22 protein-coding genes and 1 pseudogene are annotated in these 17,150 nt (G+C 50.7%); 18 read left to right on the top strand and 5 right to left on the bottom strand.

From position 1 onward, the window contains the following. Nucleotides 1-41 precede the first annotated feature (41 nt). The 5 genes from AACS80_RS04530 to AACS80_RS04510 all read left to right on the top strand — a co-directional run bounded on the left by AACS80_RS04530 (nt 42) and on the right by AACS80_RS04510 (nt 4,640). Nucleotides 42-701 carry a YjfK family protein gene (locus AACS80_RS04530; RefSeq protein ID WP_135408730.1) on the top strand — a complete coding sequence of 220 codons (660 nt, stop codon included), beginning with the start codon at nt 42-44 and terminating at the stop codon, nt 699-701. A 17-nt stretch (nt 702-718) separates the two neighbouring features. After that, entirely contained in the window at nt 719-1,117 is a 399-nt protein-coding gene (locus tag AACS80_RS04525) for a DUF350 domain-containing protein (RefSeq protein WP_138183679.1), read from the top strand. Between the two features lie 9 nt (nt 1,118-1,126). Next, nucleotides 1,127-1,765: a DUF1190 domain-containing protein gene (locus AACS80_RS04520; RefSeq protein WP_135410866.1), complete on the top strand. Its 639-nt coding sequence runs from the start codon at nt 1,127-1,129 to the stop codon at nt 1,763-1,765. A gap of 2 nt (nt 1,766-1,767) precedes the next feature. Beyond that, complete coding sequence (locus tag AACS80_RS04515; RefSeq protein WP_130206001.1) at nt 1,768-2,931, top strand: glutathionylspermidine synthase family protein; 1,164 nt, start codon at nt 1,768-1,770, stop codon at nt 2,929-2,931. Nucleotides 2,932-3,014: 83 nt separating this feature from the next. Continuing rightward, a complete protein-coding gene (locus tag AACS80_RS04510; RefSeq protein ID WP_135410867.1) occupies nt 3,015-4,640 on the top strand; it encodes an isovaleryl-CoA dehydrogenase in 1,626 nt (541 codons plus the stop codon). A 116-nt stretch (nt 4,641-4,756) separates the two neighbouring features. Here AACS80_RS04510 and yjfN read toward each other — a convergent pair whose 3' ends face one another. Next, nucleotides 4,757-5,032, bottom strand: a complete 276-nt coding sequence (gene yjfN, locus AACS80_RS04505; protein ID WP_001517630.1) for a DUF1471 family protease activator YjfN — start codon at nt 5,030-5,032, stop codon at nt 4,757-4,759. Nucleotides 5,033-5,180: 148 nt separating this feature from the next. Beyond that, a complete protein-coding gene (gene bsmA / locus AACS80_RS04500; RefSeq protein ID WP_032185753.1) occupies nt 5,181-5,510 on the bottom strand; it encodes a biofilm peroxide resistance protein BsmA in 330 nt (109 codons plus the stop codon). Between the two features lie 181 nt (nt 5,511-5,691). Here bsmA and yjfP point away from each other — a divergent pair, with 181 nt between their 5' ends. Then, nucleotides 5,692-6,441: an esterase gene (gene yjfP / locus AACS80_RS04495; RefSeq protein ID WP_138183678.1), complete on the top strand. Its 750-nt coding sequence runs from the start codon at nt 5,692-5,694 to the stop codon at nt 6,439-6,441. Here the strand turns inward: yjfP and ulaR are convergent. After that, nucleotides 6,438-7,193: an HTH-type transcriptional regulator UlaR gene (gene ulaR / locus AACS80_RS04490; RefSeq protein ID WP_000133631.1), complete on the bottom strand. Its 756-nt coding sequence runs from the start codon at nt 7,191-7,193 to the stop codon at nt 6,438-6,440. The two genes, yjfP and ulaR, sit on opposite strands and share 4 nt — an antisense overlap. Nucleotides 7,194-7,300: 107 nt before the next feature. Next, nucleotides 7,301-8,365 (bottom strand): L-ascorbate 6-phosphate lactonase, encoded by a 1,065-nt coding sequence (gene ulaG, locus AACS80_RS04485; RefSeq protein ID WP_001295191.1) that lies wholly within the window; start codon nt 8,363-8,365, stop codon nt 7,301-7,303. 353 nt (nt 8,366-8,718) lie between these two features. Here ulaG and ulaA point away from each other — a divergent pair, with 353 nt between their 5' ends. The 6 genes from ulaA to ulaF are packed head-to-tail and all read left to right on the top strand — an operon-like array spanning nt 8,719 to nt 13,125. Next, entirely contained in the window at nt 8,719-10,116 is a 1,398-nt protein-coding gene (gene ulaA / locus AACS80_RS04480; RefSeq protein WP_001355100.1) for a PTS ascorbate transporter subunit IIC, read from the top strand. A 15-nt stretch (nt 10,117-10,131) separates the two neighbouring features. Then, the gene (gene ulaB / locus AACS80_RS04475) at nt 10,132-10,437 is read left to right on the top strand and encodes a PTS ascorbate transporter subunit IIB (protein WP_000218362.1); all 306 of its coding nucleotides are present in this window, start codon (nt 10,132-10,134) and stop codon (nt 10,435-10,437) included. A gap of 9 nt (nt 10,438-10,446) precedes the next feature. Continuing rightward, nucleotides 10,447-10,911: a PTS ascorbate transporter subunit IIA gene (ulaC, locus tag AACS80_RS04470; RefSeq protein WP_000776505.1), complete on the top strand. Its 465-nt coding sequence runs from the start codon at nt 10,447-10,449 to the stop codon at nt 10,909-10,911. A 13-nt stretch (nt 10,912-10,924) separates the two neighbouring features. After that, complete coding sequence (gene ulaD / locus AACS80_RS04465) at nt 10,925-11,575, top strand: 3-keto-L-gulonate-6-phosphate decarboxylase UlaD (protein ID WP_023216462.1); 651 nt, start codon at nt 10,925-10,927, stop codon at nt 11,573-11,575. Between the two features lie 9 nt (nt 11,576-11,584). Further along, nucleotides 11,585-12,439 (top strand): L-ribulose-5-phosphate 3-epimerase UlaE, encoded by an 855-nt coding sequence (ulaE, locus tag AACS80_RS04460; protein WP_000949511.1) that lies wholly within the window; start codon nt 11,585-11,587, stop codon nt 12,437-12,439. Continuing rightward, the gene (gene ulaF / locus AACS80_RS04455) at nt 12,439-13,125 is read left to right on the top strand and encodes an L-ribulose-5-phosphate 4-epimerase UlaF (RefSeq protein WP_135410868.1); all 687 of its coding nucleotides are present in this window, start codon (nt 12,439-12,441) and stop codon (nt 13,123-13,125) included. Before ulaE ends, ulaF begins: the two co-directional genes overlap by 1 nt. A 130-nt stretch (nt 13,126-13,255) precedes the next feature. Here the strand turns inward: ulaF and yjfY are convergent, their stop codons facing one another. Then, nucleotides 13,256-13,531: a DUF1471 family protein YjfY gene (yjfY, locus tag AACS80_RS04450; protein WP_000492914.1), complete on the bottom strand. Its 276-nt coding sequence runs from the start codon at nt 13,529-13,531 to the stop codon at nt 13,256-13,258. Nucleotides 13,532-13,857: 326 nt separating this feature from the next. Here yjfY and rpsF point away from each other — a divergent pair, with 326 nt between their 5' ends. The 6 genes and pseudogenes from rpsF to AACS80_RS04420 all read left to right on the top strand — a co-directional run bounded on the left by rpsF (nt 13,858) and on the right by AACS80_RS04420 (nt 17,127). Continuing rightward, a complete protein-coding gene (gene rpsF / locus AACS80_RS04445; protein ID WP_001216676.1) occupies nt 13,858-14,253 on the top strand; it encodes a 30S ribosomal protein S6 in 396 nt (131 codons plus the stop codon). A gap of 6 nt (nt 14,254-14,259) precedes the next feature. Then, nucleotides 14,260-14,574, top strand: coding sequence for a primosomal replication protein N (priB, locus tag AACS80_RS04440; protein WP_001296681.1), 315 nt, complete (start codon nt 14,260-14,262; stop codon nt 14,572-14,574). Between the two features lie 4 nt (nt 14,575-14,578). Further along, nucleotides 14,579-14,806: a 30S ribosomal protein S18 gene (rpsR, locus tag AACS80_RS04435; RefSeq protein ID WP_000135199.1), complete on the top strand. Its 228-nt coding sequence runs from the start codon at nt 14,579-14,581 to the stop codon at nt 14,804-14,806. A 41-nt stretch (nt 14,807-14,847) separates the two neighbouring features. Next, complete coding sequence (gene rplI / locus AACS80_RS04430; RefSeq protein WP_001196062.1) at nt 14,848-15,297, top strand: 50S ribosomal protein L9; 450 nt, start codon at nt 14,848-14,850, stop codon at nt 15,295-15,297. 307 nt (nt 15,298-15,604) lie between these two features. Then, a complete protein-coding gene (locus AACS80_RS04425) occupies nt 15,605-16,096 on the top strand; it encodes a helix-turn-helix domain-containing protein (protein ID WP_135410869.1) in 492 nt (163 codons plus the stop codon). Between the two features lie 2 nt (nt 16,097-16,098). Next, nucleotides 16,099-17,127, top strand: a pseudogene (locus tag AACS80_RS04420) (type II toxin-antitoxin system HipA family toxin). The last annotated feature ends 23 nt before the right edge of the window (nt 17,128-17,150 follow it).

The following is a 17,150-nucleotide window of genomic DNA, read 5'->3' as shown; positions in this document are numbered from 1 at the left end:
CAGCCTCACTAAAGGGCTGGCTGCTAATTTAAGGATAAAATATGTCTGGTTTTTTCCAGCGCCTGTTTGGTCAGGATGATAAGCCTGTTATCGTTCGCGGTCCGCTGGGACTTCATCTCAATAGTGGCTTTACGCTCGACTCGTTAGCGTTTCGTTTGCTGGAAGATGAATTGCTGATTGCGCTGCCGGGTGAAGAATACACGGTAGCAGCTGTCAGCCACATCGATCTGGGCGGCGGTAGCCAGATTTTCCGCTACTACACTTCGGGCGATGAATTTCTGCAAATCAATACCACCGGCGGCGAAGATATTGATGACATTGATGATATCAAGCTCTTTGTCTATGAAGAGAGCTACGGTATCAGTAAAGAGAGTCACTGGCGCGAGGCGATCAACGCCAAAGCGATGGGGGCAATGACCTTAAACTGGCAGGAAAAACGCTGGCAGCGATTTTTTAACAGCGAAGAACCGGGAAATATCGAACCCGTCTACATGCTGGAAAAAGTAGAAAATCAAAACCATGCCAAATGGGAGGTCCATAATTTTACCATGGGCTACCAACGGCAAGTGACCGAAGATACTTACGAATATTTGCTGTTAAATGGTGAGGAATCTTTTAACGATCTCGGCGAGCCGGAGTGGTTATTTTCGCGCGCGCTGGGCGTCGATATCCCGCTGACATCACTTCATATTATTGGTTAATTACAGGGACGTTTACGATGCATATACTGGATTCACTTCTTGCTTTTAGCGCCTATTTTTTTATTGGCGTGGCGATGGTAATTATTTTTCTTTTTATCTATTCTAAAATTACACCACACAACGAATGGCAGTTAATCAAAAACAATAATACCGCGGCGTCACTGGCGTTCAGCGGTACATTGTTGGGTTACGTGATCCCGTTATCCAGTGCGGCAATCAATGCGGTGAGCATTCCGGATTATTTCGCCTGGGGCGGGATTGCACTGGTGATTCAGTTACTCGTTTTTGCTGGTGTCAGACTTTATATGCCCGCATTAAGCGAAAAAATTATTAATAACAATACCGCCGCAGGAATGTTTATGGGAACCGCCGCGCTGGCTGGCGGTATTTTTAACGCAGCTTGTATGACATGGTAATGGACGATCATGGCCAGAAAACGCAAATCAAGAAATAACAGTAAAATTGGTCACGGAGCGATCAGTCGCATTGGTAGACCGAATAATCCTTTTGAGCCACGCCGCAATCGCTACGCACAAAAATACTTAACGTTGGTGTTAATGGGCGGCGCCGCTTTTTTAATAGTCAAAGGATGGAGTGAAAGTAGCGATGTCGATAACGACGGCGACGGAACGTTTTACGCGACAGTGCAGGATTGTATTGATGACGGTAATAATGCAGACATTTGCGCGCGTGGCTGGAATAACGCCAAAGCGGCATTTTATGCCGATGTTCCGAAGAATATGACTCAGCAAAATTGCCATTTTAAGTATGAAAATTGCTATTACGACAATGTTGAACAGAGTTGGATCCCGGTCATTTCTGGATTTTTGTTAAGCCGGGTTATTCGTAAAGATCGCGATGAGCCGTTTGTTTATAACAGCGGCGGATCCTCATTTGCTTCCCGTCCCGTCTGGCGCAACACTTCCGGTGATTACTCCTGGCGCTCCGGTTCTGGCAAAAAAGAGTCTTACTCCACGGGCGGCTTTACCACCAAAAAAGCGTCTACCGTTTCTCGCGGCGGCTATGGTCGCTCGTCCAGCGCCCGCGGGCATTGGGGAGGCTAATCATGCTGAGACACAATGTTCCTGTGCGGCGGGATCTGGACCGGATTGCCGCCGATAACGGATTTGACTTTCATATCATCGACAATGAAATCTATTGGGATGAGAGTCGGGCTTACCGCTTTACTCTGCGCCAGATTGAAGAGCAGATCGAAAAACCGACTGCGGAACTGCATCAGATGTGCCTGGAGGTGGTGGATCGTGCGGTTAAAGATGAAGAGATCCTGACGCAACTGGCGATCCCGCCGTTGTACTGGGATGTGATCGCCGAAAGCTGGCGCGCACGCGATCCTTCGCTGTATGGCCGTATGGATTTTGCCTGGTGTGGTAATGCGCCGGTTAAGTTGCTGGAGTACAACGCCGATACGCCAACTTCATTGTACGAGTCGGCTTATTTCCAGTGGTTGTGGCTGGAAGATGCTCGGCGCAGCGGCGTTATTCCGCGCGATGCCGATCAGTACAATGCCATTCAGGAGCGCCTGATTTCACGCTTTAGCGAGCTTTATAGCCGGGAGCCATTTTATTTTTGCTGCTGTCAGGACACCGACGAAGACAGGAGTACCGTGCTGTACTTGCAGGACTGCGCTCAGCAGGCAGGACAGGAGTCGCGGTTTATCTACATTGAAGATCTCGGTTTGGGCGTCGGCGGTGTACTGACCGATCTTGATGATAATGTCGTCCAGCGTGCATTTAAGCTGTATCCGCTGGAGTGGATGATGCGTGACGATAACGGTCCGCTGCTGCGCAAGCGTCGTGAGCAGTGGGTGGAGCCGTTATGGAAAAGTATCTTGAGTAACAAAGGGCTAATGCCGCTGCTTTGGCGCTTCTTTCCTGGTCATCCTAATCTTCTGGCGTCCTGGTTTGAGGGCGAAAAACCGCAGATCGCCGCTGGCGAAAGCTATGTGCGTAAACCGATCTACTCACGCGAGGGCGGTAACGTCACCATTTTCGACGGCCAGAATAACGTCGTTGACCACGCTGATGGTGATTACGCCGATGAACCGATGATCTATCAGGCGTTTCAACCGCTACCGCGATTTGGCGATAGTTACACGCTGATTGGTAGCTGGATTGTCGATGATGAAGCGTGCGGTATGGGTATCCGCGAAGATAACACGCTGATCACTAAAGATACTTCGCGTTTTGTTCCGCACTACATTGCGGGTTAAGAATGTTTTAGCAATCTCTTTCTGTCAGGAATCCGTGGCAGTGACCATACTAATGGTGACTGCCATTGATGGAGGGAGACACCGTGCACTGGCAAACTCACACTGTTTTTAATCAACCTATACCCTTAAATAACAGCAATTTATACCTGTCTGATGGCGCGCTCTGCGAAGCGGTAACGCGCGAAGGCGCTGGCTGGGATAGCGATTTTCTCGCCAGTATTGGTCAGCAACTCGGAACGGCAGAATCCCTTGAACTGGGGCGGCTGGCGAATGTAAACCCACCTGAACTGTTGCGCTACGATGCCCAGGGGCGACGTCTGGACGATGTCCGTTTCCATCCCGCATGGCACCTGCTGATGCAGGCGTTATGTACCAATCGGGTACACAACCTGGCCTGGGAAGAAGATGCTCGTTCTGGCGCATTTGTGGCGCGGGCGGCGCGTTTTATGTTGCACGCGCAGGTTGAGGCCGGGTCGTTATGTCCGATAACGATGACCTTTGCCGCCACGCCATTGCTGTTACAGATGCTACCCGCGCCGTTTCAGGACTGGACCACGCCGCTGCTGAGCGATCGCTACGATTCCCACTTATTGCCTGGCGGGCAAAAACGCGGTTTGTTGATTGGCATGGGAATGACGGAAAAGCAGGGCGGTTCCGATGTGATGAGCAACACCACCCGCGCAGAGCGTCTGGACGATGGGTCTTATCGGCTGGTGGGGCATAAATGGTTTTTCTCGGTGCCACAAAGCGACGCGCATCTGGTGCTGGCACAGACCGCGGGCGGTCTGTCCTGCTTTTTTGTGCCGCGCTTTTTGCCTGACGGGCAACGCAACACGATTCGGCTGGAGCGTCTGAAAGATAAGTTGGGTAATCGTTCCAATGCCAGTTGCGAAGTGGAGTTTCAGGATGCCATTGGCTGGTTGTTGGGTCAGGAAGGGGAAGGGATTCGCCTGATCCTGAAAATGGGCGGGATAACGCGTTTTGATTGTGCACTGGGCAGCCACGCCATGATGCGCCGTGCGTTCTCGCTGGCGATTTATCACGCACATCAGCGCCATGTATTTGGTAATCCGTTAATAGAACAGCCTCTGATGCGCCATGTCTTAAGTCGCATGGCGCTTCAGCTTGAAGGGCAAACAGCATTGTTGTTTCGTCTGGCGCGGGCCTGGGATCGACGTGCCGATGCTAAAGAAGCCCTATGGGCGCGCTTATTTACGCCTGCGGCGAAATTTGTGATCTGCAAACGTGGCATTCCGTTTGTGGCTGAAGCGATGGAGGTACTGGGCGGCATTGGTTATTGCGAGGAGAGCGAGCTGCCGCGGCTTTACCGGGAGATGCCGGTAAACAGCATCTGGGAAGGCTCTGGCAATATTATGTGCCTCGATGTGCTGCGCGTTCTTAATAAGCAAGCGGGCGTATACGACTTGCTGTCGGAAGCGTTTATGGAAGTGAAAGGGCAAGATCGTTATTTTGATCGCGCGGTTCGTCGTTTACAGCAGCAACTGCGCAAACCGGCTGAGGAATTGGGACGGGAGATAACACATCAATTATTTTTGCTGGGCTGCGGCGCGCAAATGTTGAAATATGCTTCTCCGCCAATGGCGCAGGCGTGGTGTCAGGTGATGTTAAATACGCGCGGTGGCGTGCGGTTGTCAGAGCAGATCCAGAATGATTTATTGCTGCGGGCGACGGGGGGAGTGTGTTTGTAAGCGTATACGACGGATGCGACGCTGGTTTCGATTAACTAAATGAAATATGTGAAAATTGTAGGCCGGACAAGGCGCTCGCGCCGCATCCGGCATTGTTCATTTGCTGTAGATGACACTCACGCATACAGTATCGCCTGTACACGCCAGTTATCGGGCTGCTGGTCTTCATACATGGTAATAATGCGATACCATGATGCCCCTTGTTCATCGGCCTTTAACGCCACGATACGTTCCACGTCCTGCGGATCCCCTGAAATATTGCTAACCGAGATCTGACCTATTTCATTCAGGCCCGTCACGCAGTCAGCACTGGCGAATTCTGCAGACTGTGCCGTGGCGCTCGCAGGGCAAGTCACTAATTGCAGCGAGGGTGAGGCAAGTAATTGTTTCATCGTCAGCTCCATTTTTCGTTTCCCCACATGTGGCAGGGCATTCCATCGCGGTAATAAACGCCCGAGCTTCCAGCCGGTAATTTATTGTGCACAGGTAAACGCATAGGGACGCAAAGCAATGTAAAGCTGGCTATGTAAGTTGTCTGATTTATTTACGGTACAAAATGGCTTGTGAATACCACTGTCCTGTCACGATGGTTTCATCCACCATTACGACAACGTAATAATCAGCTTTTGCAGCGACAGCTTTCGCTCTGATTTCTGCTAATGCGTCATCCGGAGAGCCCCGTACCATCGTGCTTACGCTACCTATTCGCTGTAACCCTTGTGTCTGGTCACGGCGAATCTCTTGCGGATGGTCCGTTACTGGCGGTGCTGGCTGTGGCATACCTTGCAGTGCGCTACAGGCGCTTAGCATCAACACCAATAATAAACTGGCAAACCGATAAATAACGCTATTACGTTTCCTGCTAACCATAGTGTAGTGCCTTATTTATTTAACTTGAGGGGAATGTTCCCGAATTGTTACCTGGTACGCGATTTTCGAATGAAAACGTTGTGAAAGCGTAATCCACATCTCAACATTATGAACTAATACGGTCAGCAGAAACTTGTGCTAAGGATTTCTTCATGTCATACCAAACTCAAAGGAGAAAAAGATGATTGAATTAGAATCACGCGTGCTGGCTGATATTCCCGTTCTTCACGCTTATCCCATAGGGCAAAAAGAAACCCCATTACCGTGTGTGATTTTTTATCACGGATTTACTTCATCCAGCCTGGTTTATAGCTATTTTGCCGTCGCGCTGGCGCAGGCTGGTTTCCGGGTGATCATGCCGGATGCGCCCAATCACGGTAGCCGTTTTAGTGGCGACGCAGCGAGGCGTTTAAATCAATTCTGGCAAATCTTGCTACAAAGTATGCAGGAATTCACTACTTTACGTGCGGCAATAGCCGAAGAAAACTGGCTGCGTGATGAACGCCTGGCGGTTGGTGGCGCGTCGATGGGCGCAATGACCGCGCTGGGGATTACTGCTCGCCACCCCACGGTGAAATGTACCGCCAGCATGATGGGGTCTGGCTATTTCACATCGCTTGCCCGTTCACTGTTTCCACCGTTGAAGCCTGAAACGCCAGCACAGCAAAACGAATTTGATAACATTATTGCTCCACTGGCAGAGTGGGAAGCGACAAACCACCTGGACGAACTGGGAAGTAGGCCACTGCTGTTGTGGCATGGCCTTGACGATGATGTTGTGCCTGCCGAGGAATCACTACGTTTGCAGCAGGCATTAAGAGATACGGGACGAGATAAACAGTTAACCTGTTCATGGCAGCCAGGCGTGCGCCACCGTATTACACCCGAGGCGTTAGATGCTGCGGTGACATTTTTCCACCAGCATCTTTAAACACGCAGAATGCTGACCCCTTGCGCTTCCAGCTGTTGCAGGATCTCTGGGTTAGCATTTTTGCCGGTGATCAGCATATCGATTTGATCGGCGCGGCTAAAGAGCATCCCCGCGCGTTCACCAATCTTACTGCTATCGACCAGCACTACCAGTTTCCCTACCACGCTCAGCATCTTCTGCTCTGCCATCGCCGTCAGCATATCGGTTTTATATAACCCTTCTGCGGTCAGCCCTTTGCCGCTGGTAAACATCCAGTGCCCGGCATAGAGACTGTTTTCGCTGCCCTGTGGGCTTAAGGTGATGGACTGACTTTTGTTGTACTGCCCGCCCATGATGATCACGCTGTCATGTTCCTGATCGATCAGATAGTTTGCCAGCGGGAGATAATTAGTGATGATTTGCACCGGTTTGCCACACATTTCCCGGCCGAGCAGAAACGCGGTAGAGCCGCAGTTGATGACCACGCTTTCGCCCGGGTTGACCAACTGCGAGGCCGCTTTAGCGATACGTACTTTTTCATCGTGATTCTGCGCCTGATGCAGATTCATCGGCGTCCATCGCGGGCGCTGCTGGGTAATCGCTTCGGCGCCATTGCGCACTTTTTTCAGTTTGCCGCTTTCGTCGAGTTTATTGATATCGCGTCGCGCAGTGGCAGGCGAAATTCCCAGACGCTCAACGACTTTCTCCACGGTCACAAAGCCCAATTGTGCGAGCATTTCCAGGAGGATTTGATGTCTTTGTGCTTCAGTCATGAGCTATTCCGATAAAATTTGATTTTTTTAGATGATATTTGAAATAGCCAGGAAATACTACGCCGGATAGCGCGAACAGATCCACGCTACCCGGTATCAACGACAGATTACAGGAACGATTTGAACGGCAGATCCGGTTCAATAGTGAAGCAATCGTCAAAACCACGCGGATAGTGATACTCGAAGTTATCTTTATCCAACGGCCAGGTAAACTTGCCACCGACCTGCCAGATAAACGGCTTAAAGCCATACTTCAGACGATCTTTTTTCATCTCCCACAGTACGCGGATTTCCTGCGGATCGGCCTGGAAGTTTGACCAGATATCATGGTGGAACGGGATAACTACTTTCGCATTCAACGCTTCGCCCATACGCAGCATATCGGCGCTGGTCATTTTGTCGGTAATACCGCGTGGGTTCTCACCGTACGATCCTAACGCCACGTCGATCTGATGCTCGTTGCCATGTTTTGCATAGTAGTTAGAGTAGTGGGAATCGCCGCTGTGATACAGGGAACCGCCCGGTGTTTTGAACAGATAGTTTACTGCGCGATCGTCCATGCCGTCTGGCAGCACGCCAGCCGCTTTTTGATCCGCTGGTAGGGTGATCAGTGCAGTACGGTCGAACGCGTCAAGGGCATGAATTTCAATGTCTTTCACTTTTACCACATCGCCTGGTTTGACCACGATGCAGCGCTCTTTTGGTACTCCCCAGCCAATCCATAAATCCACGCAGGTTTTCGGTCCGATAAACGGTACGTCATCAGCACAGTTCTGCATCACGGCAGCAGCGACGTTGACGTCGATATGATCGTTGTGATCGTGAGTTGCCAGTACCGCGTCGATCTGGCGAATCGCAAACGGATCAAGAACAAACGGGGTAGTACGCAGGTTTGGCTGCAGTTTTTTCACGCCAGCCATGCGCTGCATCTGGTGACCCTGTTTCATCAGCGGGTTACCGTGACTTTGTTTGCCAGTACCGCACCAGAAATCAACGCAAACGTTGGTGCCACCTTCCGATTTCAGCCAGATCCCAGTACAACCGAGCCACCACATCGCGAATGTACCAGGAGCTACCTGCTCTTGTTCAATTTCTTCATTCAGCCAGCTACCCCACTCCGGGAAAGTGCTCAGGATCCAGGATTCACGGGTGATACTTTTCACTTTACTCATCGCCATTTACCTTCATGATGTTCAGTTTTAATCAATATGTGATTTGTTTTGATTAATCCTGACACTATTTTTTCAGGAAGGCAATGACCATTTTTTGACTTTTTGCCAGGTGAGTTGTTGTGGATTTTGAGTGTGGAAAGATTTAACGGAATGTGTAATTCATTTAACTAAATGAATTTAAATGAGTAATTGTTTCGTTGCATGAATCCCACTCTATCCATGTGGAATTATTTGCGTGCCGCGTCACATTTAATCATAAATAATCTTGTTGTGATTACTTTTGAAAATTAGAGTGAATGCACAACATTCCGGGTGTGCGGAATACCCGGTTACCTCTTCTTCAGGAGATCGTTATGGAGATCCTCTACAACATCTTTACCGTGTTTTTTAACCAGGTCATGACCAATGCCCCGTTGTTGCTGGGTATTGTGACCTGTCTGGGCTACATCCTACTGCGCAAAAGTGTCAGCGTTATTATTAAAGGGACGATTAAAACCATTATTGGTTTCATGTTGTTGCAGGCAGGGTCCGGCATCCTGACCAGCACCTTCAAACCGGTGGTGGCGAAAATGTCGGAAGTCTACGGTATCAACGGTGCGATTTCAGATACTTACGCGTCGATGATGGCAACCATTGAACGCATGGGCGATGCCTATAGCTGGGTGGGTTACGCGGTGTTGCTGGCTCTGGCGCTGAACATCTGTTACGTGCTGCTGCGTCGTATTACCGGTATTCGCACCATCATGCTGACTGGTCACATCATGTTCCAGCAGGCGGGGCTGATTGCCGTTACGCTGTTTATTTTCGGTTATTCCATGTGGACGACCATTATCTGCACCGCGATTCTGGTTTCGCTCTACTGGGGCATTACCTCCAACATGATGTACAAGCCGACTCAGGAAGTGACGGATGGCTGCGGTTTCTCCATCGGTCACCAACAGCAGTTTGCATCATGGATTGCTTATAAAGTCGCGCCGTTCCTGGGCAAAAAAGAGGAGAGCGTTGAAGACCTCAAACTGCCTGGCTGGCTGAACATTTTCCACGACAACATCGTCTCCACGGCGATTGTCATGACCATCTTCTTTGGCGCCATTCTGCTCTCCTTCGGTATCGACACCGTGCAGGCGATGGCAGGCAAAGTGCACTGGACGGTCTACATCCTGCAAACCGGTTTCTCCTTCGCGGTGGCGATCTTCATCATCACTCAGGGCGTGCGCATGTTTGTGGCGGAACTCTCTGAAGCATTTAACGGTATCTCCCAGCGTCTGATCCCAGGTGCGGTTCTGGCGATTGACTGTGCGGCTATCTATAGCTTCGCGCCGAACGCCGTGGTCTGGGGCTTTATGTGGGGCACCATCGGTCAGCTGATTGCGGTTGGCATCCTGGTCGCCTGCGGTTCCTCGATCCTGATTATTCCTGGCTTTATCCCGATGTTCTTCTCCAACGCCACCATCGGCGTGTTCGCTAACCACTTCGGCGGCTGGCGTGCGGCGCTGAAAATTTGTCTGGTGATGGGGATGATTGAAATCTTTGGTTGCGTCTGGGCGGTGAAACTCACCGGTATGAGTGCCTGGATGGGTATGGCGGACTGGTCGATTCTGGCACCGCCGATGATGCAGGGCTTCTTCTCCATCGGTATCGCCTTTATGGCCGTCATCATTGTAATTGCACTGGCTTATATGTTCTTCGCTGGCCGCGCACTGCGCGCAGAAGAAGATGCAGAAAAACAACTGGCAGAACAGTCTGCTTAATAAGGAGTTTTGATTATGACCGTACGTATTCTGGCTGTGTGTGGCAACGGACAAGGCAGTTCCATGATCATGAAGATGAAAGTGGACCAGTTTTTAACCCAATCAAACATTGACCACACGGTAAATAGCTGCGCGGTTGGCGAATACAAAAGCGAGTTGAGCGGCGCGGATATCATCATCGCTTCTACGCACATTGCGGGCGAAATCACCGTGACCGGCAACAAATACGTGGTTGGCGTACGCAACATGCTCTCTCCTGCTGATTTTGGCCCGAAACTGCTGGAAGTGATCAAAGAGCATTTCCCGCAGGATGTGAAGTAAGGACGCGCCATGAAATTACGTGATTCGCTGGCGGAGAATAAATCTATCCGTCTGCAGGCTGAAGCTGAGACATGGCAGGACGCAGTGAAAATCGGCGTTGACCTGCTGGTGGCGGCGGATGTTGTCGAGCCGCGTTACTACCAGGCGATTCTGGATGCGGTTGAACAGCACGGCCCGTACTTTGTGCTCGCACCAGGCCTGGCAATGCCGCACGGTCGCCCGGAAGAGGGCGTTAAGAAAACCGGTTTTGCGCTGGTGACGCTGAAAAAGCCGCTGGAGTTCAACCACGAAGATAACGATCCGGTGGATATCCTCATCACTATGGCGGCGGTTGATGCCAACACTCACCAGGAAGTGGGCATCATGCAGATCGTCAACCTGTTTGAAGATGAAGAGAATTTCGACCGTTTACGTGCCTGCCGTACCGAGCAGGAAGTACTGGATCTCATTGACCGCACCAACGCGGCAGCTTAAGAAGGAATTAAAGATGTCATTACCGATGTTGCAAGTCGCGCTGGACAACCAGACTATGGATAGCGCCTACGAAACCACTCGCTTGATTGCCGAAGAAGTCGACATTATCGAAGTGGGCACCATTCTATGCGTGGGCGAAGGCGTGCGTGCGGTTCGTGACCTGAAAGCGCTCTACCCGCACAAAATCGTGCTGGCAGATGCCAAAATTGCCGATGCGGGCAAAATCCTTTCTCGTATGTGCTTCGAAGCCAACGCTGACTGGGTGACCGTAATTTGCTGTGCGGATATCAACACCGCCAAAGGTGCGCTGGACGTAGCAAAAGAGTTTAACGGCGACGTGCAGATCGAACTGACCGGTTATTGGACTTGGGAACAGGCGCAGCAGTGGCGTGACGCAGGCATTCAGCAGGTGGTTTATCACCGCAGTCGTGACGCGCAGGCCGCAGGCGTGGCATGGGGCGAAGCGGACATTACCGCGATCAAACGTCTTTCCGATATGGGCTTCAAAGTAACCGTCACCGGTGGTCTGGCGCTGGAAGATCTGCCGCTGTTCAAAGGTATTCCGATTCATGTGTTTATCGCAGGTCGCAGCATCCGTGATGCCGCTTCTCCGGTTGAAGCTGCGCGTCAGTTCAAACGTTCCATCGCCCAGCTGTGGGGCTAAGGAGCGGATATGTTGTCCAAACAAATCCCGCTTGGCATCTATGAAAAAGCGCTCCCCGCCGGGGAGTGCTGGCTGGAACGGCTGCAACTGGCAAAAACGCTGGGCTTCGATTTTGTCGAGATGTCGGTAGATGAAACGGACGAGCGCCTTTCGCGCCTCGACTGGAGCCGCGAACAGCGTCTGGCGCTGGTGAACGCGATTGTTGAAACCGGCGTGCGTGTGCCGTCCATGTGCCTTTCCGCCCATCGTCGTTTCCCGCTGGGTAGCGAAGATGACGCAGTGCGGGCGCAGGGGCTGGAGATTATGCGCAAAGCTATCCAGTTCGCCCAGGACGTCGGCATTCGCGTGATCCAATTGGCGGGCTATGACGTTTACTATCAGGAGGCCAATAACGAAACGCGTCGTCGTTTCCGTGACGGCCTGAAAGAGAGCGTCGAGATGGCGAGCCGCGCGCAGGTGACGCTGGCAATGGAGATCATGGATTACCCATTGATGAACTCTATCAGCAAGGCGCTGGGCTACGCGCACTATCTCAACAATCCGTGGTTCCAGCTCTACCCGGATATCGGCAACCTGTCGGCGTGGGACAACGATGTGCAGATGGAATTGCAGGCCGGAATCGGGCATATCGTCGCGGTGCATGTGAAAGACACCAAACCGGGTGTCTTCAAAAACGTGCCGTTTGGCGAAGGCGTAGTGGATTTCGAACGTTGCTTTGAAACGCTCAAACAGAGTGGCTATTGCGGGCCGTACCTGATTGAGATGTGGAGCGAAACGGCGGAAGACCCGGCGGCAGAAGTGGCGAAAGCGCGTGACTGGGTGAAAGCGCGCATGGCCAAAGCAGGCATGGTGGAGGCGGCATAATGCAAAAGCTGAAACAGCAGGTATTTGAAGCCAACATGGATCTGCCGCGTTACGGGCTGGTGACCTTTACCTGGGGCAACGTCAGCGCCATTGACCGCGAACGCGGGCTGGTGGTGATCAAGCCCAGCGGTGTCGCCTACGAAACCATGAAAGCGGACGATATGGTGGTGGTCGATATGAGCGGCCAGGTGGTGGACGGGAAGTATCGCCCGTCTTCCGACATCGCGACGCATCTCGAACTCTACCGCCGTTATCCGTCGCTCGGCGGCATTGTCCATACCCACTCCACTCATGCCACCGCATGGGCGCAGGCAGGGCTGGCGATCCCGGCGTTAGGCACCACGCACGCTGACTACTTTTTGGGCGATATCCCGTGTACGCGCGGGTTAAGCGAAGAAGAGGTGCAGGGCGAGTACGAACAGAACACTGGCAAAGTGATTATCGAAACGCTGGGTGACGCCGAGCCGCTGCATACGCCGGGAATTGTGGTGTATCAGCACGGACCGTTCGCCTGGGGGAAAGATGCTCACGATGCGGTGCATAACGCGGTGGTGATGGAGGAAGTGGCAAAAATGGCGTGGATTGCGCGCAGTATTAACCCACAACTGAATCACATCGACAGCTACCTGATTAATAAACACTTCATGCGTAAGCACGGTCCTAACGCCTATTACGGGCAGAAGTAAAACACGCGCTGCGGAAATTTCCTTTTTCGGGAGATAACTGGTCTGATTCCGCAGCCGTTTTTTCAAAAAAATGCCCCCGGTGAAGGGGGCAAAGCAAACTATGGCAATGTTTCGTTGGTTATACTTGGTGCTAGCGATAAATATCCGCGCTGGCGTGCATATTGCCGTTACTCCCCGGTTCCCGCATCAGAATCACGTGGTAGTACGTTGCGCCTTGCGCATCTGTCTCTTCATTCAGTGCCTGGCGAGCTTCACTTTCAGTGGCGAAGTTATGGTTGATATAAATCACGCCTAAGCTCTGCACGTCGTCCATATTTCTGGCCTGGTGGTTATTAATTTCAATGGCTGCCCATGTATTTGCACTTAGCAAAAGCACAGCCAGAAGGGCTAAAACACGGCTGAACATAGATACCTCCTCAACGGCTGACTTTGTGTGCGCTCCTCTGTAATGATCTTCTGATTTAATTTTAATCAATGATAAAGAAGTTGATGGTGACCATTTCTGATGCAGTTGTTCAAAAAAACGCCCTGATGGGATGTGATGAACTTCAAATCAGCGGGTTAGTACGATTTGGCGAAAGATGAGATTTATTTGTCGGCTGGCCTTGAGTTTAGCGGGGCATACAAGTACTATAACGCGTCATTTTTCAGCCGACCTTTAACACGTTCCTTGCCTCCCCGGGATTCGGCTGACCCAGACAGGAGGCTGAATAATCCGTAAGGAGCAATTCGATGCGTCATTACGAAATCGTTTTTATGGTCCATCCTGACCAGAGCGAACAGGTTCCGGGCATGATCGAGCGCTACACTGCTGCCATCACTGGTGCAGAAGGCAAGATCCACCGTCTGGAAGACTGGGGCCGCCGTCAGCTGGCTTACCCGATCAACAAACTGCACAAAGCTCACTACGTTCTGATGAACGTTGAAGCTCCGCAGGAAGTGATCGATGAGCTGGAAACTACCTTCCGCTTCAACGATGCCGTTATCCGCAGCATGGTTATGCGTACCAAGCACGCTGTTACCGAAGCATCTCCGATGGTTAAAGCGAAAGACGAGCGCCGTGAGCGTCGCGATGATTTCGCAAACGAAACCGCTGATGATGCTGAAGCTGGGGATTCTGAAGAGTAATTTCTGATGACCAACCGTCTGGTGTTGTCCGGCACCGTGTGCAGGACTCCCCTTCGCAAGGTCAGTCCATCAGGAATTCCTCACTGCCAGTTCGTGCTTGAGCATCGTTCTGTGCAGGAGGAAGCCGGTTTTCACCGGCAGGCGTGGTGCCAAATGCCCGTTATTGTTAGCGGACACGAAAACCAGGCCATTACTCACAGTATAACGGTCGGCAGTCGCATAACCGTTCAGGGGTTCATTTCATGCCACAAGGCAAAGAACGGTCTGAGCAAAATGGTTTTGCATGCCGAGCAGATTGAATTGATAGATTCTGGAGACTAGCCATATGGCACGTTATTTCCGTCGTCGCAAGTTCTGCCGTTTCACCGCGGAAGGCGTTCAAGAGATCGACTATAAAGATATCGCTACGCTGAAAAACTACATCACCGAAAGCGGTAAGATTGTCCCAAGCCGTATCACCGGTACCCGTGCAAAATACCAGCGTCAGCTGGCTCGCGCTATCAAACGCGCTCGCTACCTGTCCCTGCTGCCGTACACTGATCGCCATCAGTAATCGGTCACGGTCCATTAATACGACTTTGAGAGGATAAGGTAATGCAAGTTATTCTGCTTGATAAAGTAGCAAACCTGGGTAGCCTGGGTGATCAGGTAAACGTTAAAGCGGGCTATGCTCGTAACTTCCTGGTACCGCAGGGTAAAGCTGTTCCAGCTACCAAGAAAAACATTGAATTCTTCGAAGCACGTCGCGCTGAACTGGAAGCTAAACTGGCTGAAGTTCTGGCAGCAGCTAATGCTCGCGCTGAGAAAATCAATGCACTGGAAACTGTTACCATCGCGTCTAAAGCTGGCGACGAAGGTAAACTGTTCGGTTCCATCGGTACTCGCGACATCGCTGACGCTGTAACTGCAGCTGGCGTTGAAGTGGCTAAGAGCGAAGTTCGTCTGCCGAACGGCGTTCTGCGTACCACTGGCGAACACGAAGTGAGCTTCCAGGTTCACAGCGAAGTATTCGCGAAAGTGATCGTAAACGTAGTAGCTGAATAATTCGTTATTCAACGAGACGTAAAAACGCCGACCTTGTGTCGGCGTTTTGCTTTTAGTGATAAAAACCTCAGAAACAGCTGTTCCCTTCATAAAGTTCTCTTACTATTCCTTTTATAAAAAATTCTCAGGACCCATACCTGGCCCCCAGCCTCGCCGCTGGTAGCTCGTGTCATGTTTTTTTACGCGGAAAACATGACAAAAGCATCAATACAGCGTCTCCCTTGCAAGATAATAAAAACAATAAGTTATGTGCAAATGCGCTGTTATTTTATTGTTTTTTTAGATAAAAAGATAAAATATTATCATTATGGGTAAAAAAACAGCACCGTTACTCCCTTATACGAATCAGATGCTTAGTGAATTTGGTGAGCGGCTGAAACTTGCTCGTTTACGACGCAGGCTTACCGCAAAGCAAGTTGCTGAACGTGCCGGGATGTCGCCAATAACATTGCGTTCTCTGGAGTCAGGAAGTGCAGGGGTCACGATAGGGGCATATTTGTCTGTGATGCAGGTTTTGGGTCTGGAAACGGATTTAAATAAGCTTGCAGCTGAAGACGACTTAGGGCGTCAGCTCCAGGATTCCCGTTTGATTAAAAAAAGAGGGCTTGCTCGTTCATCCGGTAAGAATGACGAAGGGATTCAGACAGCCTCATTTCAGACGAAACGCGAGAAAGAAGGTCATCTCACCACGGATTTAACAGCGCTGGCAAAAGACTCAACGTCAACTAATCCAGGGGAAACGTCCACCTCTCTTGCTGCACTATTACAACCGATAAAAAAACCGATAAAAGGAAATTAATTATGGCATTAATCGGAGTGTATGCGGATTGGGAAGGCCTGGATGGTCCTGCGCGTATTGGTTATTTGCACAGTCGTCGCACCCGGGCGCGTGAGATATTTGAGTTTGAGTACGATAAAAAGGCGCTTGCAGATCCTGCACTTAATTTTATTCAGTTAGATCCTGAAATAATGTTGTAAGAGGGAGCACAGTACCCAATTCCTCCTAAGGATAAATTTGGTGCATTTAGTGATTCCTGCCCGGATCGTTGGGGACGCATGCTAATGAAGCGGCGTTTTGAGAGGGATATCCGAGACGGATTATTTGATAAAGACTCCCACCTTTATGAGTCTGCTTATTTATTAGGTGTACATGATCTTTATCGGGTTGGGGCTCTTCGATATAAACTTGAAGACACTGGAGAGTTTCTTGATAACCGCATTGATGTTGCAGCCCCACCATTTACCGAAATAGCGAGTCTGGAAAGAGCTAGCCGGGCAATTGAAGAAGATCCTGATAATAAAGAACTCATGGGGCAAAAATGGTTAAGAATGCTAATCGCTCCGGGGGGATCATTAGGAGGGGCACGTCCGAAAGCCAGTGTTGTTGATGAAGCAGGACATCTCTACATCGCTAAATTTCCCAGTGCAAAAGATGAGTATGATGTTGGTGGATGGGAAATGGTCGTTAATGCACTTGCTGTTGGCTGTGGACTGAATGTTGCAACTGCTCAGGCGCATAAATTTGCCAGCAATTACCATTGTTTTATGGTTCGTCGTTTTGACCGCACTAATGCGGGAAGGCGTCTGCATTTTGCTTCGGCTATGACACTAACCAGGCATCAGGATGGTGAAGATGCCTCTACAGGTGTAAGTTATCTGGAATTAGCTCGAGAAGTTGCGGAGTATTTTCGACTTGGTTTGACAGAAGCAGATGACATTATTGCTAATTTTAGAGGAATTGTCAGTCAGTGGCGAACCATTGCCGAGCGTCTTAGATTACCTGGTCGTGAACAAGAGTTAATGGCAGAGGCGTTCAGGGCGTCAATTTAGAATAGTTATTTCGATATATTCGA

This window comes from Escherichia sp. E4385, assembly GCF_963883145.1.
In the GTDB taxonomy this organism is placed as follows: Bacteria; Pseudomonadota; Gammaproteobacteria; order Enterobacterales; family Enterobacteriaceae; genus Escherichia.
This window is presented reverse-complemented; position numbering and strand designations above follow the sequence as displayed.